Origin of the sequence: Gemmatimonas sp., assembly GCF_031426495.1 — a bacterium.
Taxonomy (GTDB): domain Bacteria; phylum Gemmatimonadota; class Gemmatimonadetes; order Gemmatimonadales; family Gemmatimonadaceae; genus Gemmatimonas.
Genome location: NZ_JANPLK010000049.1, coordinates 168,529 through 194,913, shown reverse-complemented (window position 1 = coordinate 194,913; position 26,385 = coordinate 168,529). Strand labels below are relative to the sequence as shown.

Below are 26,385 nucleotides of genomic sequence, written 5' to 3'. Positions count from 1 at the left end.
GAGCGCGAAAGGATGAAGCGAACAGTACTCGCGATCGGGGCCGTCGTGCTGATGGCCGTTGGTTCAATGGGATTCGTGGCGGGTGTGGCCGTCGGTCAACAGCGAAACACTCGCGTCTATGAGCTTCGCACGTACACCACGTTGCCCGGTCGGTTGCCAGCGCTGCACAAACGCTTCGCCGAGCATACGTTGGGACTATTCGCAAAACATGGCATGCGGAACGAGCTCTACTTCACGCCGACGGACACGACGAAGGCGAAGACGACGATGATCTACCTATTGTCGCACGAAAGCGAGGAGGCCGCCAACCGCAGTTGGAAAGCGTTCAGTGCGGACCCGGCCTGGATCGCCGTCCGCGAGGCGAGCGAAGCCGACGGCAAGATTCTGGAGAAGGCACCCGAGCGGATCTTCATGACGCTGGCCCCTTTCTCCCCTGCGAAATGAGTATCTCGACGATAGGACGGCGGCTCGCCTTGGCGTTGGCGTTGGCGTTGGCCGCGAGTGGCGCAGCCAGCCTGCGCGCACAGGGACCGAGGCCGCAATTCGTGCCGATCCAACCGGAGCTGTTCGCGGCCGGTGGGGCCCTCGCGAACGCCTTCGCCGACATCGATCAGGATGGCGACCTCGATCTCTTCGTGGGGTTCAACGGCACGCCGAACCGTCTCTACGTGAACAACGGTGGCACCTTTCGCGACATCGCGGCCGAGGCCGGCGTGGCTGACGCGCGAGCCACGCGTGCGGCGGCGTGGAGTGACGTCGATGCCGACGGCGATCCCGACCTGCTCCTCGGATTCACGCCCGGCGCTGGGCCGGTGCTGCGCCTGTACCGCAACGATGGCGCGCACTTCACCGACATCACCGCCGCCAGCGGGCTCACGGTGGAGACGGGTGCAGTGCGCCAACCGGCCTTCATCGATGTCGACGGCGATGGGGATCTCGATCTGTTCGTCGCGTTTCGTGATCGCGCAAACATGTTGTATCGCAACAGCGGCGGCGTGTTCACTGATGTCGCGGCGAGCGTCGGGTTGGCCGATATCCGGAAGAGCGTCGGCGCAGTGTGGTTCGACTATCAGCAGGATGGCGATCTCGATCTGTACGTCGCCAATCAAGATGGTGACGCCAACGGATTTTTCCGCAATGACGCTGGCACGTTCACCGATATCGCGGAGACAGTCGGCCTCGCCTGGGGAGGGCGCGGCGAAAAGGTCGCCACCCAAGGCACGGTGCGGCCCTGCGTAGCCGATGTGAACAACGATGGCGTGGCGGACATCTTCTCGGCCAACTACGGACCCAACGGACTCTTTCTGGGCTCGGCCAACGGGACGTTCCGCGACGTGAGCGCGACCTGGGGCGTGGCGATCGACGGGCGATACGATACCTGTGCGTTCGCCGATGTCGATCATGACGGACTGCTGGATCTGTACGTGAACGGTACGGTGTCGGCCACGGAAAGCTTCCGCGACTATCTCTTCGTGCGCGTGGCCACGACGAAGGCGACCGCGTATGTGGACATCACGCCGGCCAACCTGCTGGCGCTGACGGCGAGTCATGGTGTGCAGTGGGCCGATGTGGATGGCGACGGTGCGCTCGATCTGGCGCTGGCCGGTTCGCGCCCCGAAGCGTCGCATCCGGTACTCCGCACAGTGTTGCCTGCGGCGGTGGCGCGGCGATCGCTGCAGGTACGCGCGGTCGATGCGAACGGACGGGCGACACTCGCCGGTGCGGAAGTGCGTGTGTATGCGGCCGGCACGCGTGCGTTGCTGGCCACGCGATGGGTCGACGCGGGCTCCGGCTATGATGCGCAGAGTGACATGCCGGTGCACATCGGTCTCACCTCGATTAAGCCGGTGGATGTCGAGGTCACCGCACTCGTGCGCGGATCGCGCGTGGCCACGACGGTGCGTCGGGTTTCCCCCGCTGCCTATGCCAAGCGGGCGTTGGTCGTACGGGTGACAACGCCGCGCTCGGGAGCGGCTGCGTCGGGGCCTCGCGCGCCGGGACGTATTCCCGTCGTGATCGAGACGACGCGCGGAACGATTACGGCGCTGGTCGATAGCGCCCGCGCGCCGATCAGTGCGACAAACTTTCTCCGGTACGTGGATTCGCTGGCGTACGACGGCGGGCGCTTTCATCGCGCGGTGACGATGCAGAATCAACCGTCGGACACGGTGCGGATCGAAGTGATCCAGGGAGGGCCGAACGCATCGCGGCTTGGCGCGCGCTTCGCGCCGATACCCCTCGAGCGCACGCGTGATACGGGACTTCGGCATCGCGACGGCACGCTGTCGATGGCCCGCGGCGGTCCGGAGAGCGCCACGTCGGACTTCTTCATCTGCATCGGCGATCAACCCGCGCTGGATTTCGGCGGTCACCGCAATCTCGACGGGCAGGGGTTCGCCGCCTTCGGGGTGGTGACCAGCGGCATGGACGTCGTCCGGGCGATTCAGCGATCACCCGTGACGGCGCAGGCGCTTTCGCCGCCGGTGCGGATTGTACGTATCCGGCGAGCGACGGTGTCGCTGGTGCCGGCGACCGAGCCAGAGCGGCCGGCGCGACAACTATGACCAATCTCTTTACGGACGAGTGGGCAACTGCGCTTGGTGCCGCCCTCGAAGCGAGTGTGCCATACCGCGACGCGGCCCGCCGGTGGGAAGGGGCGGTTTGCCTCGAACGCACCGCCGAACCTGGTGAGGACGCGCTGTCGGTCGCGGTCTTTCTCGATCTGGCGCACGGGCATTGTCACGCCGCCCGGTTGGCGACGGCGGCAGACCGCCGAAAGTCACGTTATGTCATTAGTGGCCCGTTGTCGGCGTGGCTGAAGGTATTACGCGGCGACGAGGTTCCTACGGTCGCACTGATGCGCGGACATTTGCGACTGGCCAAGGGAGTGCTTCCAATGTTGCTACCGCACGTGGGTGCCGCCAACGCCCTGGTTGAGGTGGTGCGCACGATAAGTCCACCGGAGCCGGAACGTGTGACGCATCCGAAACCATCCGTCGACGCTCCAGCGGCTGTGGCTCCGCGTCGGCTGGAGTTCCGGAGTCTCGATCCAGACGCGTGGGCCGAGCATTCGGTGCCGCTCCGTTTGTGGGAAAAGGCGAAGCGCCATGGAATCTGGAATCCGGCGGACATCAATTTCAGCATCGACCGGGAGCACTGGGGTGCCTTGGCCGCCGACGAGCGAGACTTGCTGTTACGGCTCGCCACGCTCTTCCAAGGCGGTGAGGAGGCGGTGGTCATCGATATTCTGCCGTTACTCGATGTGGTGTCGCAGGAGGGGCGTCTCGACGAACAGCTGTATCTCACCTCATTCGTGTGGGAGGAAGCGAAGCACGTGGAAGGGATGCATCGGTTTCTCCACGCGGTGGGCGCTCTCGATACGAATCTCGCGCGGTATCACACGCCGGCGTATCACGCGATCTTCAGCGAGGCGCTACCGCGGGCCATGCAGGCGCTGCGCCACGATCAGTCGCCAATGGCACAGGCACGGGCCTCCGCCACTTACAACATGATTGTGGAAGGGGTGCTGGCCGAAACGGGATATCATGTGTTTCACGACATACTCACGACACGTGGCATTCTACCGGGCATGCAACAGATGACCGGCCTGCTCAAACTTGACGAGTCCCGCCACATCGCGTACGGCTTGTATTTACTCTCGCGTCTCGGCATTGCGCACGGCGCTCCCGTATGGGATGTGATCGCCGCGACGATCAACGAGCTGATGGATTCTGCCATCGCGGTGATTACGGAAGCGTTTGCCGCGTATCCGGCGCACGCCGTTCCGTTTGGGTTGAGTCCCGCCCCCTTTGTGGAGCACGCCATGACGCAGGCCTCGCGGCGCCTCGAGCGGCTGGAGCGTGCTCGCGCACAGGGGGTTCCGGTGGGTGTGAAGGACTGAGCAGGCCGCATCGGCCGGATAGCCGAAGCCGGGCGCCGCGCCGGGTGACATCACCACGAGCGCGGGTCATTCTGGCTTATCGCTTGAAGGAGAGCCAGGCGATATAGCGATCCTGCGCCAGCAGCGGGCCCGGTACCGTGGGATATGGCGTGAGTGAATCGAACACGACCCGCACGGTGCCGATCAGGGTGTCCCGTGGCGCGGCGCCCCAGCGCAGTGTTACCGGCACCGTGGGACCCATGCCGTAGCGATAGCCGATCACGATCTCGGCCGTTCCGGCCGACACGCACACCACGGCGCGCGGACAGCGGGAATCCTGCTCGACCGAGAGGAGTGCGACGCCGAACGCGTCGCTGCCGGTGGGGTGCACTTCCTGGCCTGAGCGAACGGCCTGTGATGCGCCGTTCACGATGGGCGCGGCTTCACTCGGGCCGGCATGACAGGCCGCCGCGAGCGGGGCGGCGACGGCAGCGGCGATAGCAAGACGGCGGGGCGAGATACGCATGACACAGGATACACGACGTCCCGCCTGAAGTTCGGTCTATCCCCGACGACCCCTAACGCTTCGGGCAATGTGTCGACAGAATCTGTCGGTACGCGTGTGTTGCCGACCTTTCCTGTGGAGCCGACGTGAGCACCGCCCCGATCTCTCTCACCGTCAACGGCGCCCGTCGCACGTTCGACGGCGATCCGACCATGCCATTGCTGTGGTATCTGCGCGATGCGCTCGCGCTCACGGGTACCAAGTACGGCTGCGGCATCTCGCAATGCGGTGCCTGCACGGTGCATGTGAATGGGGCGCCGGTACGCGCCTGTCAACGACGCATGCAGTCGCTCGCGGATGCGACGGTGACGACGATCGAGGGGCTGCATCCGACCGGCGCGCATCCGCTGCAAGTGGCGTGGCGCGAGATCGATGTGCCACAGTGCGGGTTCTGTCAGAGCGGTCAGATCATGCAGGCGGCCACGCTGCTCTCACGCAATGCGAAACCGACCGATGCCGACATCGATGCGGCAATGAACGGCCATATCTGCCGGTGCGGGACGTATCCACGCATTCGCGCGGCGATCAAGGCGGCGGCGGAGGCAACGCGATGAATGCGAAGCAGAGACTGCCGTGGAACACAACGCCGACCGAACCGACGGACGCGGAGACGACCTCGGCCGGCGTGCTCGACACGCATCGTCGCGACTTCATGAAGTTGCTCGGCATGGGTGGATTGCTCGTGGCGGCCAGTACGCTGGGTGTACGTCGGCTCGAGGCGGAAGACGGACTTTTCGCGCCGAACGCAGAATCGTGGGAGCCCCATGCCTACGTGCGTCTCGGTGACGACGGGATCATCACGATCATGTGTCATCGCTCGGAGATGGGGCAGGGCATCCGCACCACGATGCCGATGATCATCGCCGATGAGATGGAGGCCGATTGGGCGACGTGCCGTGTGGAGCAGGCGCTTGGCGATGACAAGAAGTACGGCAACCAGAACACCGACGGCTCCACCAGCATCCGGGATTTTCTCCCCGCGTATCGAGAGGCGGGGGCGACGGTGCGCGCGCTGCTCGAAGACGCGGCCGCGAAGGAGTGGGGCGTCGCGTCGACCGAGGTCCGTGCGAGCAATGGCACGGTGGTGCACACGGCGAGTGGCCGCACGAAGTCGTATGCGTCGCTCGTGACTACGGCGCGCTCGATCCCGATGCCGGCGAAGGAGCGCGTGCGTATCAAGTCGCCGAGTGAGCGACGCTGGGAAGGCAAGCGGATGCCGTCCGTCGATCTGGTTCCGATGACGACGGGCACGGCGATGTACGGTGCGGACGTAACTCTGCCGGGAATGAAGGTGGCGGTGATCAGTCGGCCACCGGTGTGGGGGGGGAAGGTGGTGAGTGTCGACGACAGTCTCGCGCTGAAGGTGCCGGGCGTGGAGAAGGTGGTGCGTATTCCCGAAACACCGGTGCCGAGCGCGTTCTTCCCGCTGGGAGGTGTGGCGGTGATCGCGAAGAACACTTGGGCGGCGATCCGCGGTCGAGAGGCCCTGCGCATCACGTGGGACAGCGGAGCCAACGCGACGTACGACAGCACGTCGTACAAGGCGACGTTGCTCTCGTCCGTTCGCGCACCGGGCAAGGCGGGGCGCGCCGTCGGCGACGTGCCGAAGGCGCTGGCCGGGGCGACGAAGCGCGTGACGGCGGAGTACTACATGCCGCACTTGTCGCATGCGCAGATGGAGCCAGTGGCGGCCTTGGCGCACGTGGCCAACGGCAAGGTCGAGATCTGGGCGCCCACGCAGTCACCGCAAGATGCGCGCAACACCGTGGCGCAGTACCTCAAGGTCGACGCCGCGAACGTGACCGTGCACGTGACGCTGTTGGGCGGTGGCTTCGGTCGGAAGTCGAAGCCGGATTTCATCTGTGAAGCGGCATTTCTGTCGCGCGACATCGGCGCGCCGGTGCGCGTGCAGTGGACGCGCGAGGATGACCTCCGCAATTCGTATCTGCACTCGGTGGCGGCGCATCGCTTGGAAGCAGGCATCGACGCCAACGGCAAGGTGACGGCGTGGTTGCATCGCTCGGCCTATCCCGCCATCGGCGCCACGTTTGCGCCGAACGTGCCGGGCGCCGAGCCGGATGAACTGACGAACGGCGCCAGTGATATTCCGTTCGACATTCCGAACATGCGCGTCGAGATCTGTCCGGCGGTCGCGCACACGCGCATCGGCTGGTATCGCAGCGTGAACGCGATCCACCACGGATTTGCGATCGGCTCGTTCGTGGACGAGTTGGCCTACGCGGCGAAGAAAGATCCGGCGGATTTCCTGCTCGGACTGCTGGGCGCTGATCGCGTGGTCGACCTGTCGAAGGCAGGACTGGTGGCACCGGCCAGCAACTACGGCGCGACCTGGACGGATCACCCCCTCGATACGGCTCGCGCCCGTCGCGTGGTGGAACTCGCTATCGACAAGAGCGGGTGGCGCGGCGCGAAGTTACCGCGCGGCAAGGGGCGCGGCATTGCGATCCACCGCAGCTTCTTGTCGTACGTGGCGATGGTGGTGGAAGTGGATGTGCAGCCTGATGGGACGGTGCTGGTGCCGAAGACCACGGTAGCCGTTGATGCGGGCTTCATCGCGAATCCCGATCGTGCGCGCGCGCAAATGGAGGGCGCGTTGATCATGGCGATGAGCAACCTGCTCACCAGTGAAGTCACGTTTGCGGGCGGCAAGGTGGTGCAGTCGAACTACCGCGACTACGGCGTGACGCGCATGCGCGCGGCGCCGCACGTGGTCGATGTGCATCTGGTGGCGAGCGAAGGGCTGCCTGGTGGCATCGGGGAGCCGGGTGTGCCGCCGGCCGGTGGGGCAATCGCGAACGCGATCTTCGCGGCGACGGGTGTACGCGTGCGGCAGTTGCCGGTGGGGAAGCAACTGGCGGGCTGGCAGACTCGTGCGACGGATGGCGTGCGGGGCGGCGCCTAACGCGCGGGAGGTTAGAACGACCTCCGGCGGCGTCACACTTGCGCCGCGCTACGTGGTCGGGCAAGCTACCTCGCAATTGCCGGTCATCACATTTTGAACTCTTGGGAGCGTTATGCGCACGACACGACGGACGGCCGGAGTAGGCGCTTTGCTGCTGGCAACGGCTCTGGTGTTGGCGGCCAAGCCATGGCCGTCACGAGCCACGGTGCAGGTGACCGTGAGCGCGCGATGCGCCGGCCCGAACTCGACGGAAATCACCGTCAGTCCATGGAACGTGCGCGTGCAGCAGGGCGACGAAATTGAGTGGATCATCGCGGCGAACGCCAACAGCGACAACATCACGGTCAGGCCGAAGGCGACGAGTGGCTGGCCCTTTGCGTCGCGTGGCCCGTTCAATGCGACCAAGGGACAGCCGGCGCGCGCGAACGGTATGCGGCCCAACGGACGCGGCAGCTACAAGTACGACATCGAGTTGGTCTGTCAGGCGGGGAACAATCCGCCGGATTCAGTCGTGGTTGATCCGGACGTGATTGTCAACTGAGGCGAGTGGTGAGTCGAAGACGTAGGCATGTAACCATCATTGAGACCACGGAGGGTTGGATGCGAAGCACGATGAAGTGGGTGGCGCTGGGAGGCGCCTCAGTGACGTTGGTCGCCGCGTGCGGCACGAGACAAGCGGTCGCGTTGAAACCCAACGACAAGATCAAGATCAAAGCCGACTGCGTCGCACCGAATCAGGTCACGCTCGATGTCGACAACTGGGTTGCGTCCGTCGATAAGGGTGGGGACATCGATTGGATCAACAACGGCGGCAACGCGACGGTCACGATCGAGCCGAAGATCGCCCAGCCGAACGACTGGCCATTCGACAACACCAATAACATCACGCCGACTTCCGGCGCCGGTACGAAGTCCAAGGTGAAAGGGAATGCCACGGCCAAGAAGTACCGCTACGTCATACGCATCACGTGCGGTGGCACGAACCCGCAGACGGTCGTCATCGACCCCGACATCATCGTGAACTGATGTCGCTCAGGCGTACCTAATGGGTAGTAGGACGCTGCACCCCGCGCGCATCGGCCCGTACGACATCATCCAGCTGCTCGGAGAAGGCGGCATGGGGGTGGTGTACGAAGCGGAAGAGACCGAACCAGTTCGGCGCCGCGTGGCGCAGAAGCTGGTGCGCACCATGCTCGACGACACGCGCGATGTCCTGGCGCGCTTCGACGCGGAGCGGCGTGCGCTTGCGGTGATGAATCATCCCGGCATCGCGCGCGTGCTCCACGCGGGCAGCAGCGAGACCGGGCAGCCGTACTTCGCCATGGAGCTCGTGCGCGGTTTGCCGCTCACCGAGTTCTGCGATGCGCGACGGATGAATGTGCGCGATCGGCTGCAACTGTTCATCGGGATCTGCGAAGCGGTGCAGCATGCCCACCAGAAGGGCGTCGTGCATCGCGACCTCAAGCCGTCCAACATCCTTGTCACCGACGAGGAAGGTCACCCGCAGCCGAAGATCATCGACTTTGGGATCGCCAAAGCGCTCGGCCCACAGGGCCCTGAGGTGGTGGCGAAGACCATGGCGGGTTTTGCCATGGGAACCGTGGCCTACATGAGCCCGGAGCAGGCGAGCAACGCATCGATGGACGTGGACACCCGAGCGGACATCTACTCGCTGGGCGTCATGCTGTACGAGTTGCTCGTGGGGCACCTGCCGATCGACCCGGCGGAAGTGGGATTGCACCAGTTCCTGGCGCGGTTGGTGAGTGGTGACACGAGCCCGCCGACACCGAGTGTTGGACTTGCCACGGCGGCGGCGCTCAGCGAGAGTATCGCCGGTCGGCGTCGTACCGACGCGCGGCATCTCAAGCGGGCGCTGCGCGGCGATCTTGATTGGATCGTCATGAAGGCGATGCAGCCCGACCGGTCGCAGCGCTACGAAACGGCCAATGCATTGGCCGCCGATATCCGTCGACATCTGGCCAATGAGCCGGTCACCGCGCGTCCGCCGAGCACACGCTACCGCGTGGGGAAATTCGTGCGGCGGCATCGCGTGGGCGTCATCACGGCGGGCGTGGCCACGCTGTTGGTGGTCACGAGCGGCGTCATGGCGGCGGTTGGCCTTGTGCGCGCCCGTCGCGCCGAACAGCTGGCCGCGCGCGAAGCGGAAGCGGCGAAAGAAGTGGCCGACTTCATGGTGAATCTGTTCCGGCAGTCCGACCCCAACGTGCAGCGGCGTCAGAACATGACGGCGCAGGCGCTGCTGGAACAGGGCATCCGTCGCGTCTCCACCGACCTCGCGTCGCAGCCCCTGTTGCAGGCGCGGCTCATGCAAACCATGGGTACCGTACAGACATCGCTCGGCAAGTACGTCGAGGCGCGCGTGCTGCTCGAAGACGTGTTACGCACGCGCGAGCGCCTGCTGGGCCCGGACGATGTGCTGCTCGGCGAAACACTCACGTCGCTCGGCGAACTCACTCGCGATCGGGGGGAGCTCGCGGTCGCGGACGCGTACCTCACGCGCGCACAGCGCATCCGCGAGCGCGCGCTTGGACCGCTGCATGCGGATCTGGCCACCACGCTCTCGATGATGGCGGCCGTGCGCATGCGGCAAACGCGTCTCGCGGAGGCGGAATCGTTGTATCAACGGGTGTTGGCCATCGACGCGGTCGCGCGCGCGCCCGATGATGCACGCACGCTGCGCGACATGCGCGGACTGGCCGCGGTCTATCGTGCGCAGAAGCGAAATGCGCAGGCAGACTCGTTGTGGAAGGTCACGCTGCAGCGTCAGGAACAGTCGCTCGGAAGCGAGCATCCGGATGTGGGCAGCACGCTGAACAACATCGGCGCCATCGCGTATTCCGACGGCAAGTACGCCGAGGCAGACGCGTACTACGGCCGCGCCCGCCCCATCCTCGAACGGGCGTATGGGGTAGAGCATCCGCTCACCGTGAGCGTGATCAACAACCAGGCCGAGGTACTGTGGAAGCTCAAGCGCTATGCGGAGGCCGAACCGCTGTTCCGGCAAGCGCTGGCAGCCAAGGAGCGGCTGTATACGCCCGAACATGCGTCGATCGCGGTGTCACTGAACGGCCTGGCTGGTGTGCTGCGCGACGGCAAGCGCGAGGCCGAGGCAGAAGCCCTGTACAAGAGGGCGATGGCCATTCGCGAGATCGGCAACGGGTCGGCCGACCTCGCTGAGACGCTGCGCGACTACGCGGTGATGTTGCGGGCTACGAACCGGGCGGCGCTGGCCCAGCAGTTCGACGCGCGGGCGGCCACGCTGAAGTAGCGAGCGACTGCACGCATCACGCGCGACGGCGGTGGCTGCCCGGAACGCTGGTCAGAACAGGCGACGTGACGTGGTGGTATCGACCCGCACGAGCTGCACCCGGAGCCGGTGACCATCGCGCACGAACGTGGTGTCGGCGCGAATGTCACCGCGTGCATCGAGACGCAGCGTCAGCGACAGTTTCGGCTGTTTGTCGCCGCGCCCAATGCGCCCCAGGCGCGCCAGCATCATGCTGTCTGGCACACTGAGCGGCGTTGCGAACGGTTCCAGTGCGGACCATGCGCCCTCGGGGGTGCCTCCAAGGATGAACTCGAGCTGTCCGTGCAGCACGCGAACCGTATCGTTGCCGGCGGTGGTTGGACGATCGCCCGCGTAGAGCCAGACCAGCGTGCGCTGCTCCATGCGATCACCACGGTCCACGTTCACCCTGCTTAACGACGCGGCGGCGTTCCCCACGAGTGAATAGCCGGTAATGTGCGGCGACTCGAGCATCTGCGCGGTGCTGCGCCGCAGCTCGGCGGCTTGCCATCGATACGCCAGCTGCGGCTGGGTACGGAAGTACCAGCTGTGCGGCACACCATCCGCATCGAGGTCCACGCGGTAGGTACCACGCAGGCGGCTCGGCGAACGCCGTGCGTGCTCCCAATCGGTGTTGAGTACGGCGTTGCGGATCGTGGAGCGCAGTGGCTCCAAGTCCGCGTCGGCCATGTGGGCGCGCGCCCAAGCCGTCACGCGCGTGGTCCGTGCACGGTCCGACGCGTCGCGCGCATCCGGCGTGCCTGGTGTGCTGCGCAACGGTTCGTCGAACACACTCTGAAATCCGAACATCGCCTCGGCCGACGCGAGCGGCTCTGACGTCGGGACGCCATACGGCCGACCGCGGCGCGGATACGGATAGCTCCACACATCGGGAATGATGAGCACCGGTGCGTTTCCGATCCACTGGTCACGCGAGGCAAGCGTCGCGCGCACGTACCCACTTCACCGCGAATCGCGAAGGGCATGGTGTCGGTCCACCGCAGGGTTCCGCAGTCGGCACCGTATGGCGCCGCGCGGATGAAGGCGGTGGGCTGGCTGTCGGTGATGCCGTTGGCGGCGAACAACGCGCGCGTGGCCGAGTCCAACCCGAGCAAGCGCACGCGCGCCGCCGGCATCGGAGTTCCGGCGACGGCGCGAAAGGTGTCAGCCACACTGCGCGGCGCCACGCTGTAGGACAGGGCCGATGCGCCGGTGCCCCCGTATGGCAGTGTTGTGTCCTGCTCGACGCGCAGTAGCGCGCGTGTGCTGCCGGGCATGAGCGTACACCGGGCGCGCGCGTCGAGCGTGTTCGGCTTCGCGGTGAGCACCGTGGTAGCGCACACGGTCGCCGCAATCACCACCACATCCTTCGTCAATCGCGTCGGGTTCATCATATGCTTCCTCGAATCAGGTCGCAACGCATCACGCGCGACGCGCGCGATCCGCCTCCCACTCGTCGAACGGTCCGTCGAAGTCCATCAGGCGCGTACCATTGAACCACCACACGCGCGTGGCCACCTGACGCAGGAAGGCGCGGTCGTGGCTCACCAGCAGCACCGTGCCGTCGAATTCGTCGAGCGCATCCTCGAGCACTTCGATGTTCTCGACGTCGAGGTGGTTGGTGGGCTCGTCGAGCACCAGCAGGTTCGCTCCGGTGAGCGTCATGAGCGCCAGCGCCATGCGGGCGCGCTCACCACCGCTGAGGGTGCGGATTTCGCGGAACACTTCGTCGCCAGTGAACCCGAACGCGCCGAGATGATTCTGGATGTTCCCGCGGCTCCAGAGTGGCCGCTGTGCCTGAATGGCGTCCGACAGCGACAATTTCAGCGGCAGATCGGCCAAGTCCTGGCGGAACCACGCTGGCGTGATCGAACTCCCTACGCGCGCTTGGCCGCTCGCAGGTTCGAGATCACCCAGCATGGTGGAAATGAACGTCGACTTGCCCGCGCCGTTGGGGCCAACCAGCGCGATGAAGTCGTTGCGTCGCAGCGTGGCGGTAAAGTCGTTCACGAGCACGCGGCCCGGCACCGCCACGCACAGCTCCGAGATCGAGACGACCTGATCGCCACCGCGTTCGGCGATCTTGAACTCGAGGGACATCGCGGCCGGGTCGCCCACCGGCGGCGCGAGGCGCGGCAGGCGTTCGAGTCGCTTTCGCTTGCCCTTCGCCTGAAACGAATTGACGCCGGCGAGATTCCTCCGGATGTACTCCTCTTCCTTCTTCACGTACGCGCGCTGCTTCTCGACTTCACGCTCGCGCGTGAGCCGACGTTCGGCGCGCTGTGGCACAAACTGGCTGTAGTTCCCCTTGTACGCTTCGCTCGTCTTCGCCTCGATGTGCAGGATGTTCGTGCACACGGCATCCATGAACGCGCGATCGTGCGATACCACAAGTACCGTCTCGTCGCACTCCTTGAGCCACTCCTGCAGCCAGGTGGTGGTGTCGAGGTCGAGGTGATTGGTGGGTTCGTCGAGCATCAGCAGGTCGGCCGGCGCGATAAGCTGCGCCGCCAGCCCTACACGTCCCCGCTCGCCGCCTGAGAGCGTCGAGACGAGCCGCGTCTTCGACTCCTCAGCGTCGAAGCCGAGTCCTTGCAGCACGGCGTCCACGCGCGCGTGGTAGATGTAGCCGCCGAGGTCGGCGAATCGCTCCTGATCGTGTCCGAACTTCTCCAGCATCTCGTCGGTGCACTTGTCGCCCATCTCCCCGAGGGCCATCGCCTGGTCGGCAATGCGCTGCTCGAGGGCAATGACCTCGCGCCAGGCGGCGGCACCGGCCTGCCAGACCGTGGTGGCGCCTTCGAAGGCCCGATGCTGATCGAGCAGGGCATGACGCAGCCCCGGCTTCCGGGCGACGGCGCCGACCGTGGGTTGGATGTCACCCGTGATGACGCCGAAGATCGATGTCTTTCCGGCGCCATTGCGCCCGATGATCCCCCATCGCTCACCCTCGGCGACGGTGAAGGTGATGTCTTTGAGGAGTTCGGTGGCTCCGAAGGAGATCCCGATATTGGAGCAGGAGAGAAGAGTCACGCGGCGATAGTGGCGTCAGGTGGAATAGGGCTCCCGGAAAGCTAATGGCGGCTGAGCTGGCGGACGATTCGGTCGGATGACAGCGCTGGCGTGTGCTGGTACCGTTCGACATGCTCGACTCCCCCATGTATCGAACCTCGACGTCCTCGACGTCCTCGACGTCCTCGGCGCCCGCGTTGACCACTGCACTGTGGCAGGCACGCGCCGCGGCGCATCGGGAGCGCGTGCAGCAGTGGACGCAACCGCGTCGTGAGCGGCGTTCGCGAGGAGAGGTGCATCCAGTCTACGATTTCCTGTTTCAGTACTACCACTTTCCCGCCGGGCGGTTGGAAACCTGGCACCCCGGTCCCGACGAGTCGCTGGTCGACAGCCCGGAGGCTCGCGACCGCTTCACCGGGCCGGTGTATGGGGCGGCCGACGGCGTGATCCGGCGGAACGCGAGCGCCATCTCTTCTGCGGGGCGTGCGACGCTCAGTCAGGTGCTGCACGTGCTGCGTTCAACACGGGATCGCCCGGCGAACTTCGGATGCTACGGCATGCACGAGTGGGCGCTGGTGTATGGCGGGCACGACGTGCGGCACGCCGAGATTGCACCGCTCAGGCTTCCCCAGGCCCAAGTGGACGAGTTTGTGGAGAGCCGTCCCGTGGCCTGCAGCCATTTCGACGCCTTCCGCTTTTTCGCGCCGACCGCCAAGCCGCTGAACCGCGTCAGGCTGGAGTGGTCTACGCGTCATGACGCGGAGCAGCCCGGCTGCATCCACGCCAACATGGACCTGTACCGCTGGGCCTTCACGGCGATGCCGTGGATCGGCAGCGATCTGCTGTGGCGCTGCTTCGAACTCGCGGTTGAGCTGAGGGTACTGGATATGCAGGCCGGACCGTATGATCTGCGTGCTATCGGCTTCGATCCGGTGCAAGTCGAGACATCGGCAGGGCGAGACGAATATCAGCGCCGTCAACGGGAGCTGAGCGTACGCGCGAGCGTGCTGCGGGCGAGTCTCATCACGGCGGTGGGCGCGATCGCCTGACGGAGCGGCGTGCGCGATCCACCCGTGTTGCGCCTAGTGCGGGGGCAGCACACGCCGTATCGTCCAATGGGTACGCATCGTACGGTTCTCCCGTCCGCCAGCCCGCACGCCGGGTCGACACCTTTCCGGAGCACACACGCCATGATGGCCCGCCGTCCGATTCTCGCCCTTTCGGTCATTGCCCTGTTGACCGGCGCCTCGTCGCTTGCGTCCGCGCAAAGCGGTATGGCGGGCATGGACCACAGCATGCACCGCATGGGCCCCGAGATCGTTATCCCGAAGGGTGCGATCTACACCAAGGCGGACGTGGAATTCATGCAGGGGATGATCGCCCACCATGCGCAGGCGATCGTGATGTCGCGCCTGGCGGAAAAGAACGGCGCCAACCCGCAGGTGCTCAAGCTTTCCCGGAAGATCGATCAGTCGCAGGTGCCCGAGATCGATATCATGCAGCAGTGGCTCCGCCGACACGAGCAGCTCGCGCCGGACACCGCGTCCTGGCACAACATGCGAATGGACGGCATGCTGACGGATGAGGAAATCGCGGAGCTCGACACCTCGAAGGGTGTCGCGTTCGATCGGGCCTTCCTGATCGGCATGATCAAGCACCACGAGGGCGCGATCAAGATGGTCGATGATCTCTTCAAGGTGAAAGGCGCCGGTCAGGAAGTCGACGCCAACATCTTCGCCAACGATGTGGTGAGTGCGCAGACCGCCGAGATCGGCATCATGCGCAGCCTGCTCGCCAAGCTCCCCCCGAAGTAACCCGGACAGACAGCGCCAGCTGGCGATCCGTCCTACCCATCCCCACCACCGGAGTGTGAACCGATGCGCGTCATGCGTGGCTTGATCCTGCTGTTCGCGACTGCCGTCGTGCCGACGCTCGCGTCAGCACAGACGTACCCGAGCAAGTCAGATCCCCGGAACAACCTGAAGCCGGGTCGATTGGACGCAGGCGTCGCGGCGAGCAACATGAAGCTCCTGTCGTTTACGCCAAAGCCGGCGCAGTTCGACACGGTGCGCGGCCTGACGTTCGTCAACTCCGACCTCGCCTTCGGCACCCACTACGTCTACCAGGCGAACTTCGCCGGTTTCTCGATCTGGGACATCACGGACCCCGCCAAGCCGACGATGACGGCGGTCGTCCAGTGCATCACTTCGCAGGGCGACCCGTCCATCTACGGCAACCTGCTGTTTATCTCCGCTGAAGGCGCGGGGAATCGCAACGACTGCGGGAGCGGCGGCGTGCAGGATCCGAAGGATCACATGGCTGGCGTGCGCATCTTCGACGTGTCCAATCCGAAGGCACCGAAGCTCGTGAAGAACGTGCAGACCTGCAAAGGCTCGCACACGCACACGATCGTGCCCAGCCCGACCGATCCTCGCACGATTTACATCTACGTGTCAGGACAACAGGCGGCGCGGCCCGAGACCGAGCTGGCCGGGTGCAAGAACGGCACGGATCCGGCTGACCCCACGAACTCGCTGTTCCAGCTCGACATCATCAAGGTGCAGCTCGATCGCCCCGAGCAGGCCAAGGTGATTCCCGGCGCGCGCGTGTTCACCGGATTGGATGGTGCGAGCGAGTGCATGCGCTTCTGCGCACCGGCGGACGCACGTCGTGCCGCAGCAGGGGCGGGTCGTCCGGCACGACCGGCGCCCGATCCGGCCATGCCCACCGGACCGCGCAACTGCCATGACGTGACGGCGTATCCGGCGTTGAATCTGCTCGCGGCGTCCTGCTCGACGCACTCCATTCTCGTGGACATTTCGAACCCCGAGAAGCCGTTCCGAATCAGTGCCCTCGCCGACACGAACAACTATCAGGGTCGGCACACGGCGGCGTTCAGCAACGATGGCAAGAAGCTGATTCAGACGGACGAATGGGGCGGCGGCACGGGCCCGATGTGTCAGGCCTCGAGCATGATCGAGCTCGGCGGCAACACGGTGATCTCGCTCGACGCGAAAAAGAAGCAGAATCAGCGCGCCTACTTCAAGCTGCCGTCAGCGCAGACGGCTGAAGAGAATTGCGTGTCGCATAATGGTGGCATCATCCCCGTGCCGGGACGCGACCTGTACGTGCAGGGCTGGTACCAGGGCGGCGTCAACATCATGGACTTCACCGACCCCGACAAAGCGTTCGAAATCGGCTACTTCGATCGCGGGTCGATCGATCCGCCACAGCCGGTGGACGTACCTGCCGCCGCCGCGGCGGCGCAGACGCCTGGTGCGCGTCCGCGCAGCAACACGATCGGCGGCTCATGGGGCGCGTACTACTGGAATGGCCTGATCTTCTCGTCCGAACTCGATCGTGGCATGGACATTCTCGAGCTGACGCCAAGTGCGCAGCTGTCGGCGAACGAGATCGCGGCGGCGAAGCTGGTGACCTTCACGGATTACAATCCGCAAAGCCAGCCGAAGATGACGTGGCCGCCGGCATTCGTGGTCGTGCGCTCGTACCTCGACCAGCTGGTGCGTGGCGACGGACTGGCGTCCGATCGTACGGCGGCGATCTACGCGGCGCTCGATGCGGCGGAGATGAAGTCTGGGTTGGCGCGCGCGACGGCGCTCAACGCGCTGGCATTGCAAGTGGACAAGGACGTGGCCGGCGCCAAGGACGGCGCGCGGGTGAAGACGATGGCCGGTGAGATCCGGCGCCTCGCGACGGCGTCGAAGTAATCGCGAAGTGAGCGGGATGTAACACGGTGTCATGCGCGTCGTCGAGGAGTCCTCGGCGACGCGCAGTCACATATGGGCGCTCAACGTCCATTGCACGTACTATTGCCGCATGATACACCGCCCGCAGGAAGCGATGGAGCTAGGTACATCCAGCCGGGCACATCGCGATGCGCGCAGTGCGGCCATTGCCGCCACCGCAGCCTGCATCTGCTTCGGCGCCTCGGTGGTGGCCACGCGGTTCGTGGTGGCGCAAACAACGCCGGTGGTGCTGGCGTTCCTGCGCTATGTCATTGCCACCGTGTGCATGTTGGTGCTGCTACGCCGGTCGGCGTTCCTGCCCATGGAGACGCGGGATCGCTGGCATGTGGCGCTGCTTGGTGTGCTGTTCTTCGGGGTGTTCCCATGGAGCTTCAGTGCTTCGCTCACGCATTTGCCGGCAGCCACCGTGGCCTTGGTGGTGGCCGCGAATCCATTGGTCACGCTGGCGCTCTCGGCGCTGCGCGGCACGGAGCGGTTGTCGGCACGTGCGATCATGGGCCAGCTGCTGGCCTTGGCGGGCATCGTGCTGGCGCTGCCTCCGCTCGGACTGCGCTCTGGTGCGTCGGCAGATGCTGGCGTGTGGATCGGCTACGCCGAGGTGGCGACGACGGTGTTGTGTGGTGCCGTCTACAACGTGTGGTCGCGTCCGATGCTGTTGAAGTATCCGTCGGCGGTGGTGACGGGGCACGCGATGATGGCGGGCACACTCGCGCTGGCACCGCTGGCGCTGGCGCAGGGTCTGTTGATGCACACGCGCACCATCACCCCGAGTGGCTGGGGGGCGGTGCTGTTTCTCGGCACGCTGGGCGGGGCGGTGGGCTTTGGGCTGTGGGGCTTTGCCCTGCGTCGTTCCACCCCCTCGCGCGTGGCGGTGTTTCTGGCGCTCAATCCCATCACCGCGATTGCGCTGGGCGTGATGTTACTGGGCGAACCGTTCACGACGCGGCAATGGCTCGCGCTGATCGCGGTGCTGTCGGGCATCCAGCTGGCCACGCGGAAGTGATGCGCTGCGTTACCGGTTCCAGAGCACGAGTGCACCGCACATGGCCGCGTCGCGCAATTCGGCGGGCGCCGTGGCCGCGTAGAATTCGACGCCCATCAGATCGTCGGTGAAGATCTTGTCGAGATCTGGCGGACTGTTGCCCTCGAACGGATAAATGCGGATCCCGTCGCGGACCACGGCGGCATAACAGGGGGCGGTCGCGCCCGGCTTCGCCCTAGACGCCAGGAACGACTCGCCGTTCGGTCCCGTCGCGATGAACGCACCGGCATCGACCTTCAGGAGATTCGCCAGCGGACGTCCGTCGGCTGCCTTGAGTTGCGCGAGGGTGAAGAACTTGCCCTGGCCTGCGGTGCGTCGCTGGTCGAATCCGGAGGAGCGAAGCTCCGTGGGCTGCCCCTTGGGCTTGGTCGGAGGTGCGAAGGCCAGAATTTCGAGATCGATGGGCCTGGCGACGCCCGGACCGCTCGTGAACTTGTCGAAGAACGCCTGGTAGCCGCGCGCGACGGCCTCGACGATATGCCCGCCGTCCTCGAGATCGGGGATACGGACGATGCCGAGCGAATCGGTGACACCAGCGTCGATGGTGTGATCGATGGTGATCTGCGCGTTGCGGATCGCCACGGTGTCTCCGGCCTTCCGGAAGCGGAGCACGACGGTGCGCGCGTCTTGCGCCTGCAGCGGGCGCGTCAGTAGCATACCCACGGTAACCGACGCGAGATAGAGAGCGTATGGGATTCTCATGACGGGGAACGATAGCCGTGGTGTAACATCCTCCGCCATGCTTCGTATCGAATTCAGTGACCACCTTCTTCTTGACCTGCGCGCTTGTCGGCGGCGTGCTGCTGCTCGCACAGCTCGTCTTCGGTTCGCTCGGCGCCGAACACCACACGGCGACGCACGAGAGTTCGATCGGCGACGGACTTCAGCTGTTCAGCGTACGCGCGCTCACCGCCGCCGTCGCATTCTTCGGCATCGGTGGACTCGGTGCGCGCTCCTTGGGCGCCGCAACGCTGCTCACGTGCATCACGGCGGTGTTACTCGGCGCCATGGGGATGTTTGGGGTCGCCGTCAGCATGCGGGCGATGCTCGGTCTGCAGCGCGATGCGACGCTCGACATTCGTAACGCGATGGGCAAGGTTGGCACGGTGTATGTGCCGGTACCTGGTGCCCTGGGCGGAGTCGGAAAGGTGACGCTTGCCGTACAGGGCCGCACCGTGGAGTATCAGGCGGTCACACTGGAGGGAAGCGTGCTTCCCACCGGTGCTCCGGTGATCGTCGTGGGAATCCGTGACGATGACACCCTCGAAGTGCTTCTTCTCTCTTCAATCGACGGAGTTCCGTAAATGCACGTCTTTGCCACGCTCCCGCTGCTGCAGGCCAGCTCGGTGGATCTCTTGAACAGCACGACGATCGCGCTGGCGGGAGCAGCCTTCGCGCTCGTCCTGTTTGTCAGCCTCGTTCTGCTGTTCGTGACGCGCTACAAGCGCTGTCCAGCGAATCGCGTGCTGGTGATCTCCGGCCGCGTGGGTGGCAATGAGGCCGCTCGATGCATCTCCGGTGGTGGTGCGTTCGTGTGGCCAGTGATTCAGGAGTTCGCGTATCTGTCGCTCGAGCCGATGCAGATCAACATCCCGCTCAAGGATGCGCTCTCGTTCGAGAACATCCGCGTCGCGGTGCCCAGTGTGTTTACCGTTGCCGTCGGCTCGGAAGCCGAAGTGCGACAGAACGCGGCGATGCGGCTGCTCGGTCGCTTGCAAGACGCGATCATGAAGGACGCGCAGGACATCATCTTCGGCCAGTTGCGTCAGGTGATCGCGTCGATGACGATCGATCAGATCAACCGCGATCGTGACGGATTTCTGCACAAGATCCAGCTCTCCCTCGAGCCGGAGTTGCGCAAGATCGGTCTCGTGCTCATCAACGTGAACATTCACGACTTGCGCGACGAGAGCGGCTACATCGAAGCCATCGGCCGCAAGGCTGCCGCGACCGCCGTGCAGCAGGCACGCGGTGACGTGGCTGATCAGGAGCGCATGGGCGAAGTGCGCGTGGCCGAGGCCGAGCGCGAGAAGATGGTGCTCGTGGCCAACGCATCAAAGGATCGGGAGATCGGACTGGCCTTGGCCGACCGCGAACGCGCCGTGCGGCTCGCGGAGCTGGACAAGGAGCGCCAGGTTGGCGAGCAGATGGCCGTGTTCGAGCGCGACACGCAGGTGAAGGACGCGCAGCGACTGCAGGCCGTCCGCATTGCGCAATTTGACAAGGAACAGAAAATCGGCGAGCAGACGGCGATCTTCGAGCGCGATGCGATGGTGAAGGAGGCCGAACAGAAGAAGCGTGTCGCCGTAGCCGATGCCGACGCCCGCGCCATCGCCGGTGAAGCGGAGTCGCAGGCCCTGATCGTCGCCACGCAGGCGCAGCTCTCGGTGCGTCAGGCGGAAGCGTATCAGATGGTGGAGACGAAGAAGCGCGAAGCAGAGGCGGCGGTAGTCGAAGCCGGTAATCGTGCGCAGACGCGTGCGGCGCTTGCTGATGCCGAGCGCGTGGAAGCCGAGCAGCGCGCCCGGCTTGAAGCGCCGGCAAAGGCCGAGAAGGCGCGCACGATCGTCGAGGCGGAAGCCGACGCCGAGCGGCAGCGCATTCACGCCACGGCAGAAGCGGCGGCGATTTTTGCGAAGCTCGATGCGCAGGCGCGCGGTGAGTATGAGGTGTTGTCGAAGCGCGCCGAGGCACTGGGCCAGCTCGTGGAGAAAGCCGGAGGCGCGCGCGAGGCGTTTCAGCTGCTCATGGTCGATCAGATTCCACTGCTCGCCGAGTCGGCGGCCAAGGCCATCTCGAACATCAAGTTCGACAAGGTCGTGGTGTGGGAAGGCGGTAACAACAATGCGAACGGCGGCTTGAGCGGTACCGCGGGCTTCATCCAGAACATGGCGAAGAGCATGCCGCCGATGATGGATGTGCTTCGCACCGTGGCCGGCGTGGAGCTGCCGGCGTTTCTCGGTACGATGACGCCGGAAACGACGCCGAGCGCAGTGCCGACGACTGGGACCGAGGCCACGAAAGGCGAGGAAGTGGCGTCGGTGAAGTAGTCCTCGACTCCTGGTTCGCACTTCTCGTAACCCACGCCTACCCGCCGCCTCATGCATTCTACTCGTTCGTGGTATCTGGTCGCTTGTCTCGTGGTCACTGTTCCATCGGTGAGCCGGGCCCAGGAGAAGCACGCCTACCAGACGGACTTCACCGTCGCGGAGTTCGCCGCCCGACGCGCCCGGATCTACGACGCGATCGGCGCGCAGGGGATCGCCGTCGTGCAAGGGGCCAGCGGGGTTCCCGGCTTCAGCGTGTTCCGTCAGTCGAACGATTTCTACTACCTGTGTGGCCTCGAATCAGCGCACGCGTACCTGTTGCTCAACGGGCGCACGCGCACCGCCACGCTGTATCTGCCGCATCGCGATGAAGGACGGGAACGCTCAGAGGGGAAGATTCTCTCGGCGGAGGATTCGGCGCTCGTTGCTCGACTCACCGGTGTCCAACAGGTGAAGGGACTGGAGAGTCTTTCGCTCGACCTCGTGAGCGCCGACCTCATTCGTCCACCGGCGTTGGCGCTCTACACGCCGCTCAGCCCCATGGAGACCGGCAACGACAGTCGTGATGAATTGCTGGCCGGTCAGGCGCGTGCCGCCAGTGATCCGTGGGACGGCCGACCGTCGCGTGAGGCGCACTTTGTGCGGCTCGTGCACGAGCGCTTCCCGCAGTTCGAGGTGCGCGATCTGTCGCCGGCGCTCGATGCCATGCGCGTAATCAAGAGCACCGCAGAGATCGCGCTCATTCGCCAGGCGACGCAACTGGCTGGACTTGGCATCATGGAAGCGATGCGCTCCACCATGCCCGGCGTGTACGAATATCAGCTCGACGCCACTGCCAAGCATGTGTTCCATGCCGGCGGCGCACGCGGCGATGGCTACGCCTCGATCATCGGCGGCGGCACGAACGCGTTTCTGGGGCATTACTTCCGTAAGTCGGATGTGCTGCGCGACGGCGACCTGGTGCTCATGGACTATGCGCCCGACTACCGCTACTACACGAGTGACGTGACGCGCATCTGGCCGGTGAACGGGAAGTACAGCGCGGCACACGCGGCGCTGTACGAGTACATCGTGGCGTATCGTGACGCGCTCTTCCGGTATATCAAACCCGGTGTCACCGCCGACGAGGTGCTCGACCGTGCTGCGGCCGACATGCGGCAGTATCTGGTGGGGAAAACGTTTGCGTCGCCCGCGCATCGCAGCGCGGTCGAGCGAGGGTTGGCGTTCCGCGGTCACTTCCAGCATCCGGTCGGCATGGCCGTGCATGACGTGGGGCGCGTGCGCGGGGTGCCACTTAAAGCCGGCATGGTATTCACCATCGATCCGATGATCTGGATTCCCGAGGAACAGCTCTACATCCGTATTGAAGACATGGCGCTCGTCACGGCCGACGGCGTGGAGAATCTGAGCGGATTCGTGCCGTCGCGTATCACTGATGTGCAACGTACGATCGGCGAAGCCGGCGTCCTTCAATTCCGCAAATGAGATATCACGTCGCCACCGCGCTGGCTGTCGTGGGCGCGTTCCTGTCGCCACCGACGAGGGCGGACACGTATCCCAAGAATCCCAACATCGACGCGCTCAATTACGCGTTCACGATCGAGCTGTCGGATACGACCGACCTGATCGTCGGGGAGTTGGCGCTCGACGTCCGCTTCGTGGGTCCGGGCGTGCGTGCCGTACGACTCGATCTCATCAGCGCGAGTGCGGCGCAGGGGGGTAAGGGGATGCGCGTGTCGGGCGTGACGATGAACGGCGCCGCGACGCCGTTCACGCACGTTGACGATGTGTTGCTGGTGCCGCTGGCATCAGCGCCGTCAGTGAATCAGCGCGCGCGGTTGGTGGTGCGCTATCAGGGCACGCCCGCGTCGGGACTCAAAATCGGAAAGAACAAGTACGGCGATCGCACCTTCTTCAGCGACAACTGGCCCGACAAGGGCCGCCATTGGTTGCCCACGATCGATCATCCGTACGACAAGGCCACCAGCGAGTTCATCGTGACGGCCCCCAGTCATTATCAGGTCGTGTCCAATGGTCTGCAGGTCGAGATCAGCGACGTGCCCGGCGGACGTCGGCGCACGCACTGGAAGAACTCAGTGCCGATCGCGCCGTGGCTCTACGTGCTGGGCGCGGCGCGCTTTGCGGTGCAACAGGTAGGGACGTTCGAGGGGAAATCGATCGAGACCTGGGTCTATGCGCAGGATCGTGACGCCGGGTTTGCCGACTTCTCCACACCGACGAAGGACGTGCTGGCGTACTACAGCGACTACGTGGGACCCTTCGCCTATGAACGGCTGGCGAATATCCAGTCGAACAGTGTGAGTGGTGGCATGGAAGCGGCATCCGCCATTCTGTACAGTGAGAGCTCGGTCACCGGCACCGGCAGTGTGCGCTGGCGGAATGTGGTGATTCACGAGATCGCCCATCAGTGGTTCGGCAACGCCGTGACCGAGGCGGACTGGGACGATGTGTGGCTCAGCGAGGGCTTCGCCACCTACTTCACGCTGCTGTACATCGAGCACGCGTATGGCCGCGACGAATTCGTGCGCGGGCTGCAGTCCAGCCGCAGCACGGTCATGAGCTTCGCGGCGAAGAATCCGGCGTATACCATCATCCACAAGAACCTGAGCCGCATGGAGGATGTCACCAGTTCCCACACCTACCAAAAGGGGAGCTGGACGCTGCATATGCTGCGCGGCGTGATCGGCGAGGTCGCGTTCCAGCGCGGCATTCGCGCGTACTACGCGCAGCACTTTAACGGGAATGCGACCACCGCCGACTTCCGCCGCGCCATGGAGGACGCGTCGGGGCAGGAGCTCGGCTGGTTCTTCGAGCAGTGGCTCTACAAGCCCGGCGCGCTCAAGGTCGCGGGCACGTGGACATACGACGCCGCTGCCCGCCAAGTGCGCATTGCGCTTGATCAGGTGCAGAACGACGGTAGCCTGTTCACGATGCCGATCGAGATCGGCGTGTATTCCAAAGGTCAGCCGGTACCCGCGATGGAGCGGGTGCGGGTAACGGCCAAATCCAACAGCTTTACCATCAACACCCCGACGGCCCCCGACAGCGTACGCCTGGATCCGAACCTGTGGGTGCTGATGGAGGCCACGTTCGCGAAGAAGCCATAACGCGTCGCGGACTGAGCTTACGGCGCCGCTTCCATCATGCTCAGCACCCAGTCGCGGGCAACCTTCCGATCGAGGCGGAACACGCCGCCGGTGCCGGCACAATTGCCGTTCAGTCCGAACGACGTGACCCCTCCAATCACGAGGGAGTTGCCCACGAAGTTTGGTCCGCCTGAATCGCCGAAGCAGGTGCCACCGGTCGCCGTGTTGTTGGAGAGCAGCAGCGAGTGCGCGCCGGTGAGACCGGAGTTGATTTGCACCAAACGCGGAGACGCGCTCATGCGAATCCGCTGGGCGACCGTGAACACCGGGTTGGTCTGCTGCAAGCCATAGCCAACGGCGGTAAACGTCTGGTTCTGTTGGCCGCGGGCGCGCGCCATCACTTCAAGCGAGTTCTCGTCGGGTAGCGTGCCGAACGCGGCCGCGTTAACCGGCGCGCTTAGCACCACGACGCCGACGTCCATGACGAAGAAGGCCGCGTCGTTGTACTCAGGGTGCGTGTAGGGCGTACCCGCGACTTCACCCGTGTACGGATAGCCGTTGGTCGGCAAGCTGGCTTCGAGATCGGCGGTGAACCACAGCTCGACGGTGGCCGCACCCGAGGTGCAGTGACCGGCGGTCAGGTACACGGTCGGTGAGATGAGCGTCCCGCTGCAGCGCCACATGGGATTGCCGGCGGCGTCCTTCGCGATCATCAGGCCGACTTGCGGATGGGTTTTGCCGTCGAGCGCTCCGTTTCTCACGAGGCGCGGTCCATCGAGGTCGGGTGCATTCGCGTCAGTCGAAGCGATGGAACTGTCGGCGCATCCGGCAAGCACTACAATGGCGGCGGTGGTGAGTAAGCGACGCATCGACACTCCATGCATGGGAAGTGGGCCGAATCGCGTAAGCGTCGGCGCTGAAGCGGCTCAGCCCATTTGGCCAACATGCGGCCCATTGAAAGGCATGTCCAGCGTCGCCGGTCGGTGAAGAATCGCGCGTGCATCGCGCAGACGATGCGGAGCTACAGCGAGTTCGTCACTCGGTGCAGTTCGGCCAGCAGTGCAGCCGCCGTCAGCTCCTGACTCTCATGGGCCCGTAGCAATGCGCGGAGCCAATCGCGATACGCCACGCCAAGCTGCACGCCGTTGGTGAGCGTGATGAGTGGACCGACCAGGATGCCATCGTAGACTTCGCGGGCCTCATCATGCTCGGCCTGCTCATGAAACTGACTCCGGTCGTGGTCAATCGACGACAGGATCGATCTGAAGACCGCGAGCTCCTCCTCGACAGCGCCGAGCTCGGCCTTTATGAGCTCAGATAGGTCCTCTTCCGACAGCCGGCTCTGAAAGAAGAGCTTGAGCAGCAACGGCTCGCGGCGTACCACACTCGGTGCCGGGAGCGCGAGCCAGCGGTCGAGCAACTCACTGCCCGCAGGCGTGATGTGGTAGAGCTTGCGGTCCGGGCGTGTCAGCTGCGCGACGCGTTCATGCTCCACGAGCTCGGCTGATTCGAGCTCCGCCAAAGTGCGGTAAATCGCCGCCTGATCCGCGCTCCAGAAATGGCGTACCGAATTGTCGAAATACCGTTTCAGGTCGTAGCCACTGAGTGGACGCATCGACAGGAAACCGAGAATGGCGTGCTTCAGCGACATCCGTGCACCAAACCGAGGGTTGCGAAACGTCTTGCTCTCCTTCAAATATAAGTCATACACCATATATGTAACCGCATATAGTAG

At 64.9% G+C, this 26,385-nt stretch carries 23 protein-coding genes; 17 read left to right on the top strand and 6 right to left on the bottom strand.

The annotated features are described in order from the left end of the window. The first annotated feature begins 12 nt into the window (after positions 1 to 12). From RMP10_RS13265 to RMP10_RS13255, 3 genes are read left to right on the top strand one after another with little or no spacing between them, the layout of a single operon-like run. On the top strand, positions 13 to 444 hold the full coding sequence (locus RMP10_RS13265; protein ID WP_309670246.1) for an NIPSNAP family protein: 432 nt from the start codon (positions 13 to 15) through the stop codon (positions 442 to 444). Beyond that, positions 441 to 2,564, top strand: coding sequence for an FG-GAP-like repeat-containing protein (locus RMP10_RS13260; RefSeq protein WP_310570712.1), 2,124 nt, complete (start codon positions 441 to 443; stop codon positions 2,562 to 2,564). Before RMP10_RS13265 ends, RMP10_RS13260 begins: the two co-directional genes overlap by 4 nt. Then, positions 2,561 to 3,901, top strand: coding sequence for a R2-like ligand-binding oxidase (locus tag RMP10_RS13255; RefSeq protein ID WP_310570711.1), 1,341 nt, complete (start codon positions 2,561 to 2,563; stop codon positions 3,899 to 3,901). The genes RMP10_RS13260 and RMP10_RS13255 overlap by 4 nt, the downstream gene beginning before the upstream one ends. A gap of 76 nt (positions 3,902 to 3,977) precedes the next feature. On the opposite strand, the gene RMP10_RS13250 is transcribed toward RMP10_RS13255, so the two are convergent. Continuing rightward, positions 3,978 to 4,406: a hypothetical protein gene (locus tag RMP10_RS13250; protein WP_310570710.1), complete on the bottom strand. Its 429-nt coding sequence runs from the start codon at positions 4,404 to 4,406 to the stop codon at positions 3,978 to 3,980. Between the two features lie 125 nt (positions 4,407 to 4,531). Between RMP10_RS13250 and RMP10_RS13245 the strand changes: the two genes are divergently transcribed. The 5 genes from RMP10_RS13245 (at position 4,532) to RMP10_RS13225 (ending at position 10,657) form a co-directional block, all read left to right on the top strand. Beyond that, positions 4,532 to 4,999, top strand: a complete 468-nt coding sequence (locus RMP10_RS13245) for a 2Fe-2S iron-sulfur cluster-binding protein (RefSeq protein ID WP_310570709.1) — start codon at positions 4,532 to 4,534, stop codon at positions 4,997 to 4,999. Then, positions 4,996 to 7,368 carry a molybdopterin cofactor-binding domain-containing protein gene (locus RMP10_RS13240; RefSeq protein WP_310570708.1) on the top strand — a complete coding sequence of 791 codons (2,373 nt, stop codon included), beginning with the start codon at positions 4,996 to 4,998 and terminating at the stop codon, positions 7,366 to 7,368. The genes RMP10_RS13245 and RMP10_RS13240 overlap by 4 nt, the downstream gene beginning before the upstream one ends. A gap of 148 nt (positions 7,369 to 7,516) precedes the next feature. Continuing rightward, positions 7,517 to 7,909 (top strand): hypothetical protein, encoded by a 393-nt coding sequence (locus RMP10_RS13235; protein WP_310570707.1) that lies wholly within the window; start codon positions 7,517 to 7,519, stop codon positions 7,907 to 7,909. A 59-nt stretch (positions 7,910 to 7,968) separates the two neighbouring features. Beyond that, the gene (locus tag RMP10_RS13230) at positions 7,969 to 8,394 is read left to right on the top strand and encodes a hypothetical protein (RefSeq protein ID WP_310570706.1); all 426 of its coding nucleotides are present in this window, start codon (positions 7,969 to 7,971) and stop codon (positions 8,392 to 8,394) included. A gap of 19 nt (positions 8,395 to 8,413) precedes the next feature. Further along, positions 8,414 to 10,657, top strand: coding sequence for a serine/threonine-protein kinase (locus RMP10_RS13225; RefSeq protein WP_310570705.1), 2,244 nt, complete (start codon positions 8,414 to 8,416; stop codon positions 10,655 to 10,657). 51 nt (positions 10,658 to 10,708) lie between these two features. Here RMP10_RS13225 and RMP10_RS13220 read toward each other — a convergent pair whose 3' ends face one another. After that, the gene (locus RMP10_RS13220) at positions 10,709 to 11,629 is read right to left on the bottom strand and encodes a hypothetical protein (RefSeq protein WP_310570704.1); all 921 of its coding nucleotides are present in this window, start codon (positions 11,627 to 11,629) and stop codon (positions 10,709 to 10,711) included. A gap of 30 nt (positions 11,630 to 11,659) precedes the next feature. On the opposite strand from RMP10_RS13220, the gene RMP10_RS13215 reads away from it, so the two are divergent. Continuing rightward, positions 11,660 to 11,869, top strand: a complete 210-nt coding sequence (locus RMP10_RS13215) for a hypothetical protein (protein ID WP_310570703.1) — start codon at positions 11,660 to 11,662, stop codon at positions 11,867 to 11,869. Positions 11,870 to 12,097: 228 nt separating this feature from the next. Here RMP10_RS13215 and RMP10_RS13210 read toward each other — a convergent pair whose 3' ends face one another. Beyond that, entirely contained in the window at positions 12,098 to 13,708 is a 1,611-nt protein-coding gene (locus RMP10_RS13210) for an ABC-F family ATP-binding cassette domain-containing protein (RefSeq protein ID WP_310570702.1), read from the bottom strand. Positions 13,709 to 13,884: 176 nt separating this feature from the next. On the opposite strand from RMP10_RS13210, the gene RMP10_RS13205 reads away from it, so the two are divergent. The 4 genes from RMP10_RS13205 to RMP10_RS13190 all read left to right on the top strand — a co-directional run bounded on the left by RMP10_RS13205 (position 13,885) and on the right by RMP10_RS13190 (position 18,457). Next, positions 13,885 to 14,736 carry a hypothetical protein gene (locus RMP10_RS13205; protein WP_310570701.1) on the top strand — a complete coding sequence of 284 codons (852 nt, stop codon included), beginning with the start codon at positions 13,885 to 13,887 and terminating at the stop codon, positions 14,734 to 14,736. A 141-nt stretch (positions 14,737 to 14,877) separates the two neighbouring features. Then, the gene (locus tag RMP10_RS13200; RefSeq protein ID WP_310570700.1) at positions 14,878 to 15,501 is read left to right on the top strand and encodes a DUF305 domain-containing protein; all 624 of its coding nucleotides are present in this window, start codon (positions 14,878 to 14,880) and stop codon (positions 15,499 to 15,501) included. A 63-nt stretch (positions 15,502 to 15,564) separates the two neighbouring features. After that, a complete protein-coding gene (locus RMP10_RS13195) occupies positions 15,565 to 17,415 on the top strand; it encodes a hypothetical protein (protein ID WP_310570699.1) in 1,851 nt (616 codons plus the stop codon). 109 nt (positions 17,416 to 17,524) lie between these two features. Next, positions 17,525 to 18,457, top strand: a complete 933-nt coding sequence (locus tag RMP10_RS13190) for an EamA family transporter (RefSeq protein WP_310570698.1) — start codon at positions 17,525 to 17,527, stop codon at positions 18,455 to 18,457. A 9-nt stretch (positions 18,458 to 18,466) separates the two neighbouring features. On the opposite strand, the gene RMP10_RS13185 is transcribed toward RMP10_RS13190, so the two are convergent. Next, positions 18,467 to 19,198, bottom strand: a complete 732-nt coding sequence (locus RMP10_RS13185; protein WP_310570697.1) for a hypothetical protein — start codon at positions 19,196 to 19,198, stop codon at positions 18,467 to 18,469. A 56-nt stretch (positions 19,199 to 19,254) separates the two neighbouring features. Here RMP10_RS13185 and RMP10_RS13180 point away from each other — a divergent pair, with 56 nt between their 5' ends. The 4 genes from RMP10_RS13180 to RMP10_RS13165 all read left to right on the top strand — a co-directional run bounded on the left by RMP10_RS13180 (position 19,255) and on the right by RMP10_RS13165 (position 24,671). After that, positions 19,255 to 19,800 carry a hypothetical protein gene (locus RMP10_RS13180; protein WP_310570696.1) on the top strand — a complete coding sequence of 182 codons (546 nt, stop codon included), beginning with the start codon at positions 19,255 to 19,257 and terminating at the stop codon, positions 19,798 to 19,800. After that, the gene (locus RMP10_RS13175) at positions 19,801 to 21,546 is read left to right on the top strand and encodes an SPFH domain-containing protein (protein WP_310570695.1); all 1,746 of its coding nucleotides are present in this window, start codon (positions 19,801 to 19,803) and stop codon (positions 21,544 to 21,546) included. Positions 21,547 to 21,636: 90 nt separating this feature from the next. Further along, positions 21,637 to 23,028, top strand: a complete 1,392-nt coding sequence (locus tag RMP10_RS13170; protein WP_310570694.1) for a Xaa-Pro peptidase family protein — start codon at positions 21,637 to 21,639, stop codon at positions 23,026 to 23,028. Beyond that, positions 23,025 to 24,671 carry a M1 family metallopeptidase gene (locus RMP10_RS13165; RefSeq protein WP_310570693.1) on the top strand — a complete coding sequence of 549 codons (1,647 nt, stop codon included), beginning with the start codon at positions 23,025 to 23,027 and terminating at the stop codon, positions 24,669 to 24,671. Before RMP10_RS13170 ends, RMP10_RS13165 begins: the two co-directional genes overlap by 4 nt. A gap of 17 nt (positions 24,672 to 24,688) precedes the next feature. Here the strand turns inward: RMP10_RS13165 and RMP10_RS13160 are convergent, their stop codons facing one another. Beyond that, positions 24,689 to 25,519, bottom strand: a complete 831-nt coding sequence (locus RMP10_RS13160) for a trypsin-like serine protease (protein ID WP_310570692.1) — start codon at positions 25,517 to 25,519, stop codon at positions 24,689 to 24,691. A gap of 152 nt (positions 25,520 to 25,671) precedes the next feature. After that, positions 25,672 to 26,301 carry a PadR family transcriptional regulator gene (locus RMP10_RS13155; protein ID WP_310570691.1) on the bottom strand — a complete coding sequence of 210 codons (630 nt, stop codon included), beginning with the start codon at positions 26,299 to 26,301 and terminating at the stop codon, positions 25,672 to 25,674. Between the last annotated feature and the right edge of the window lie 84 nt (positions 26,302 to 26,385).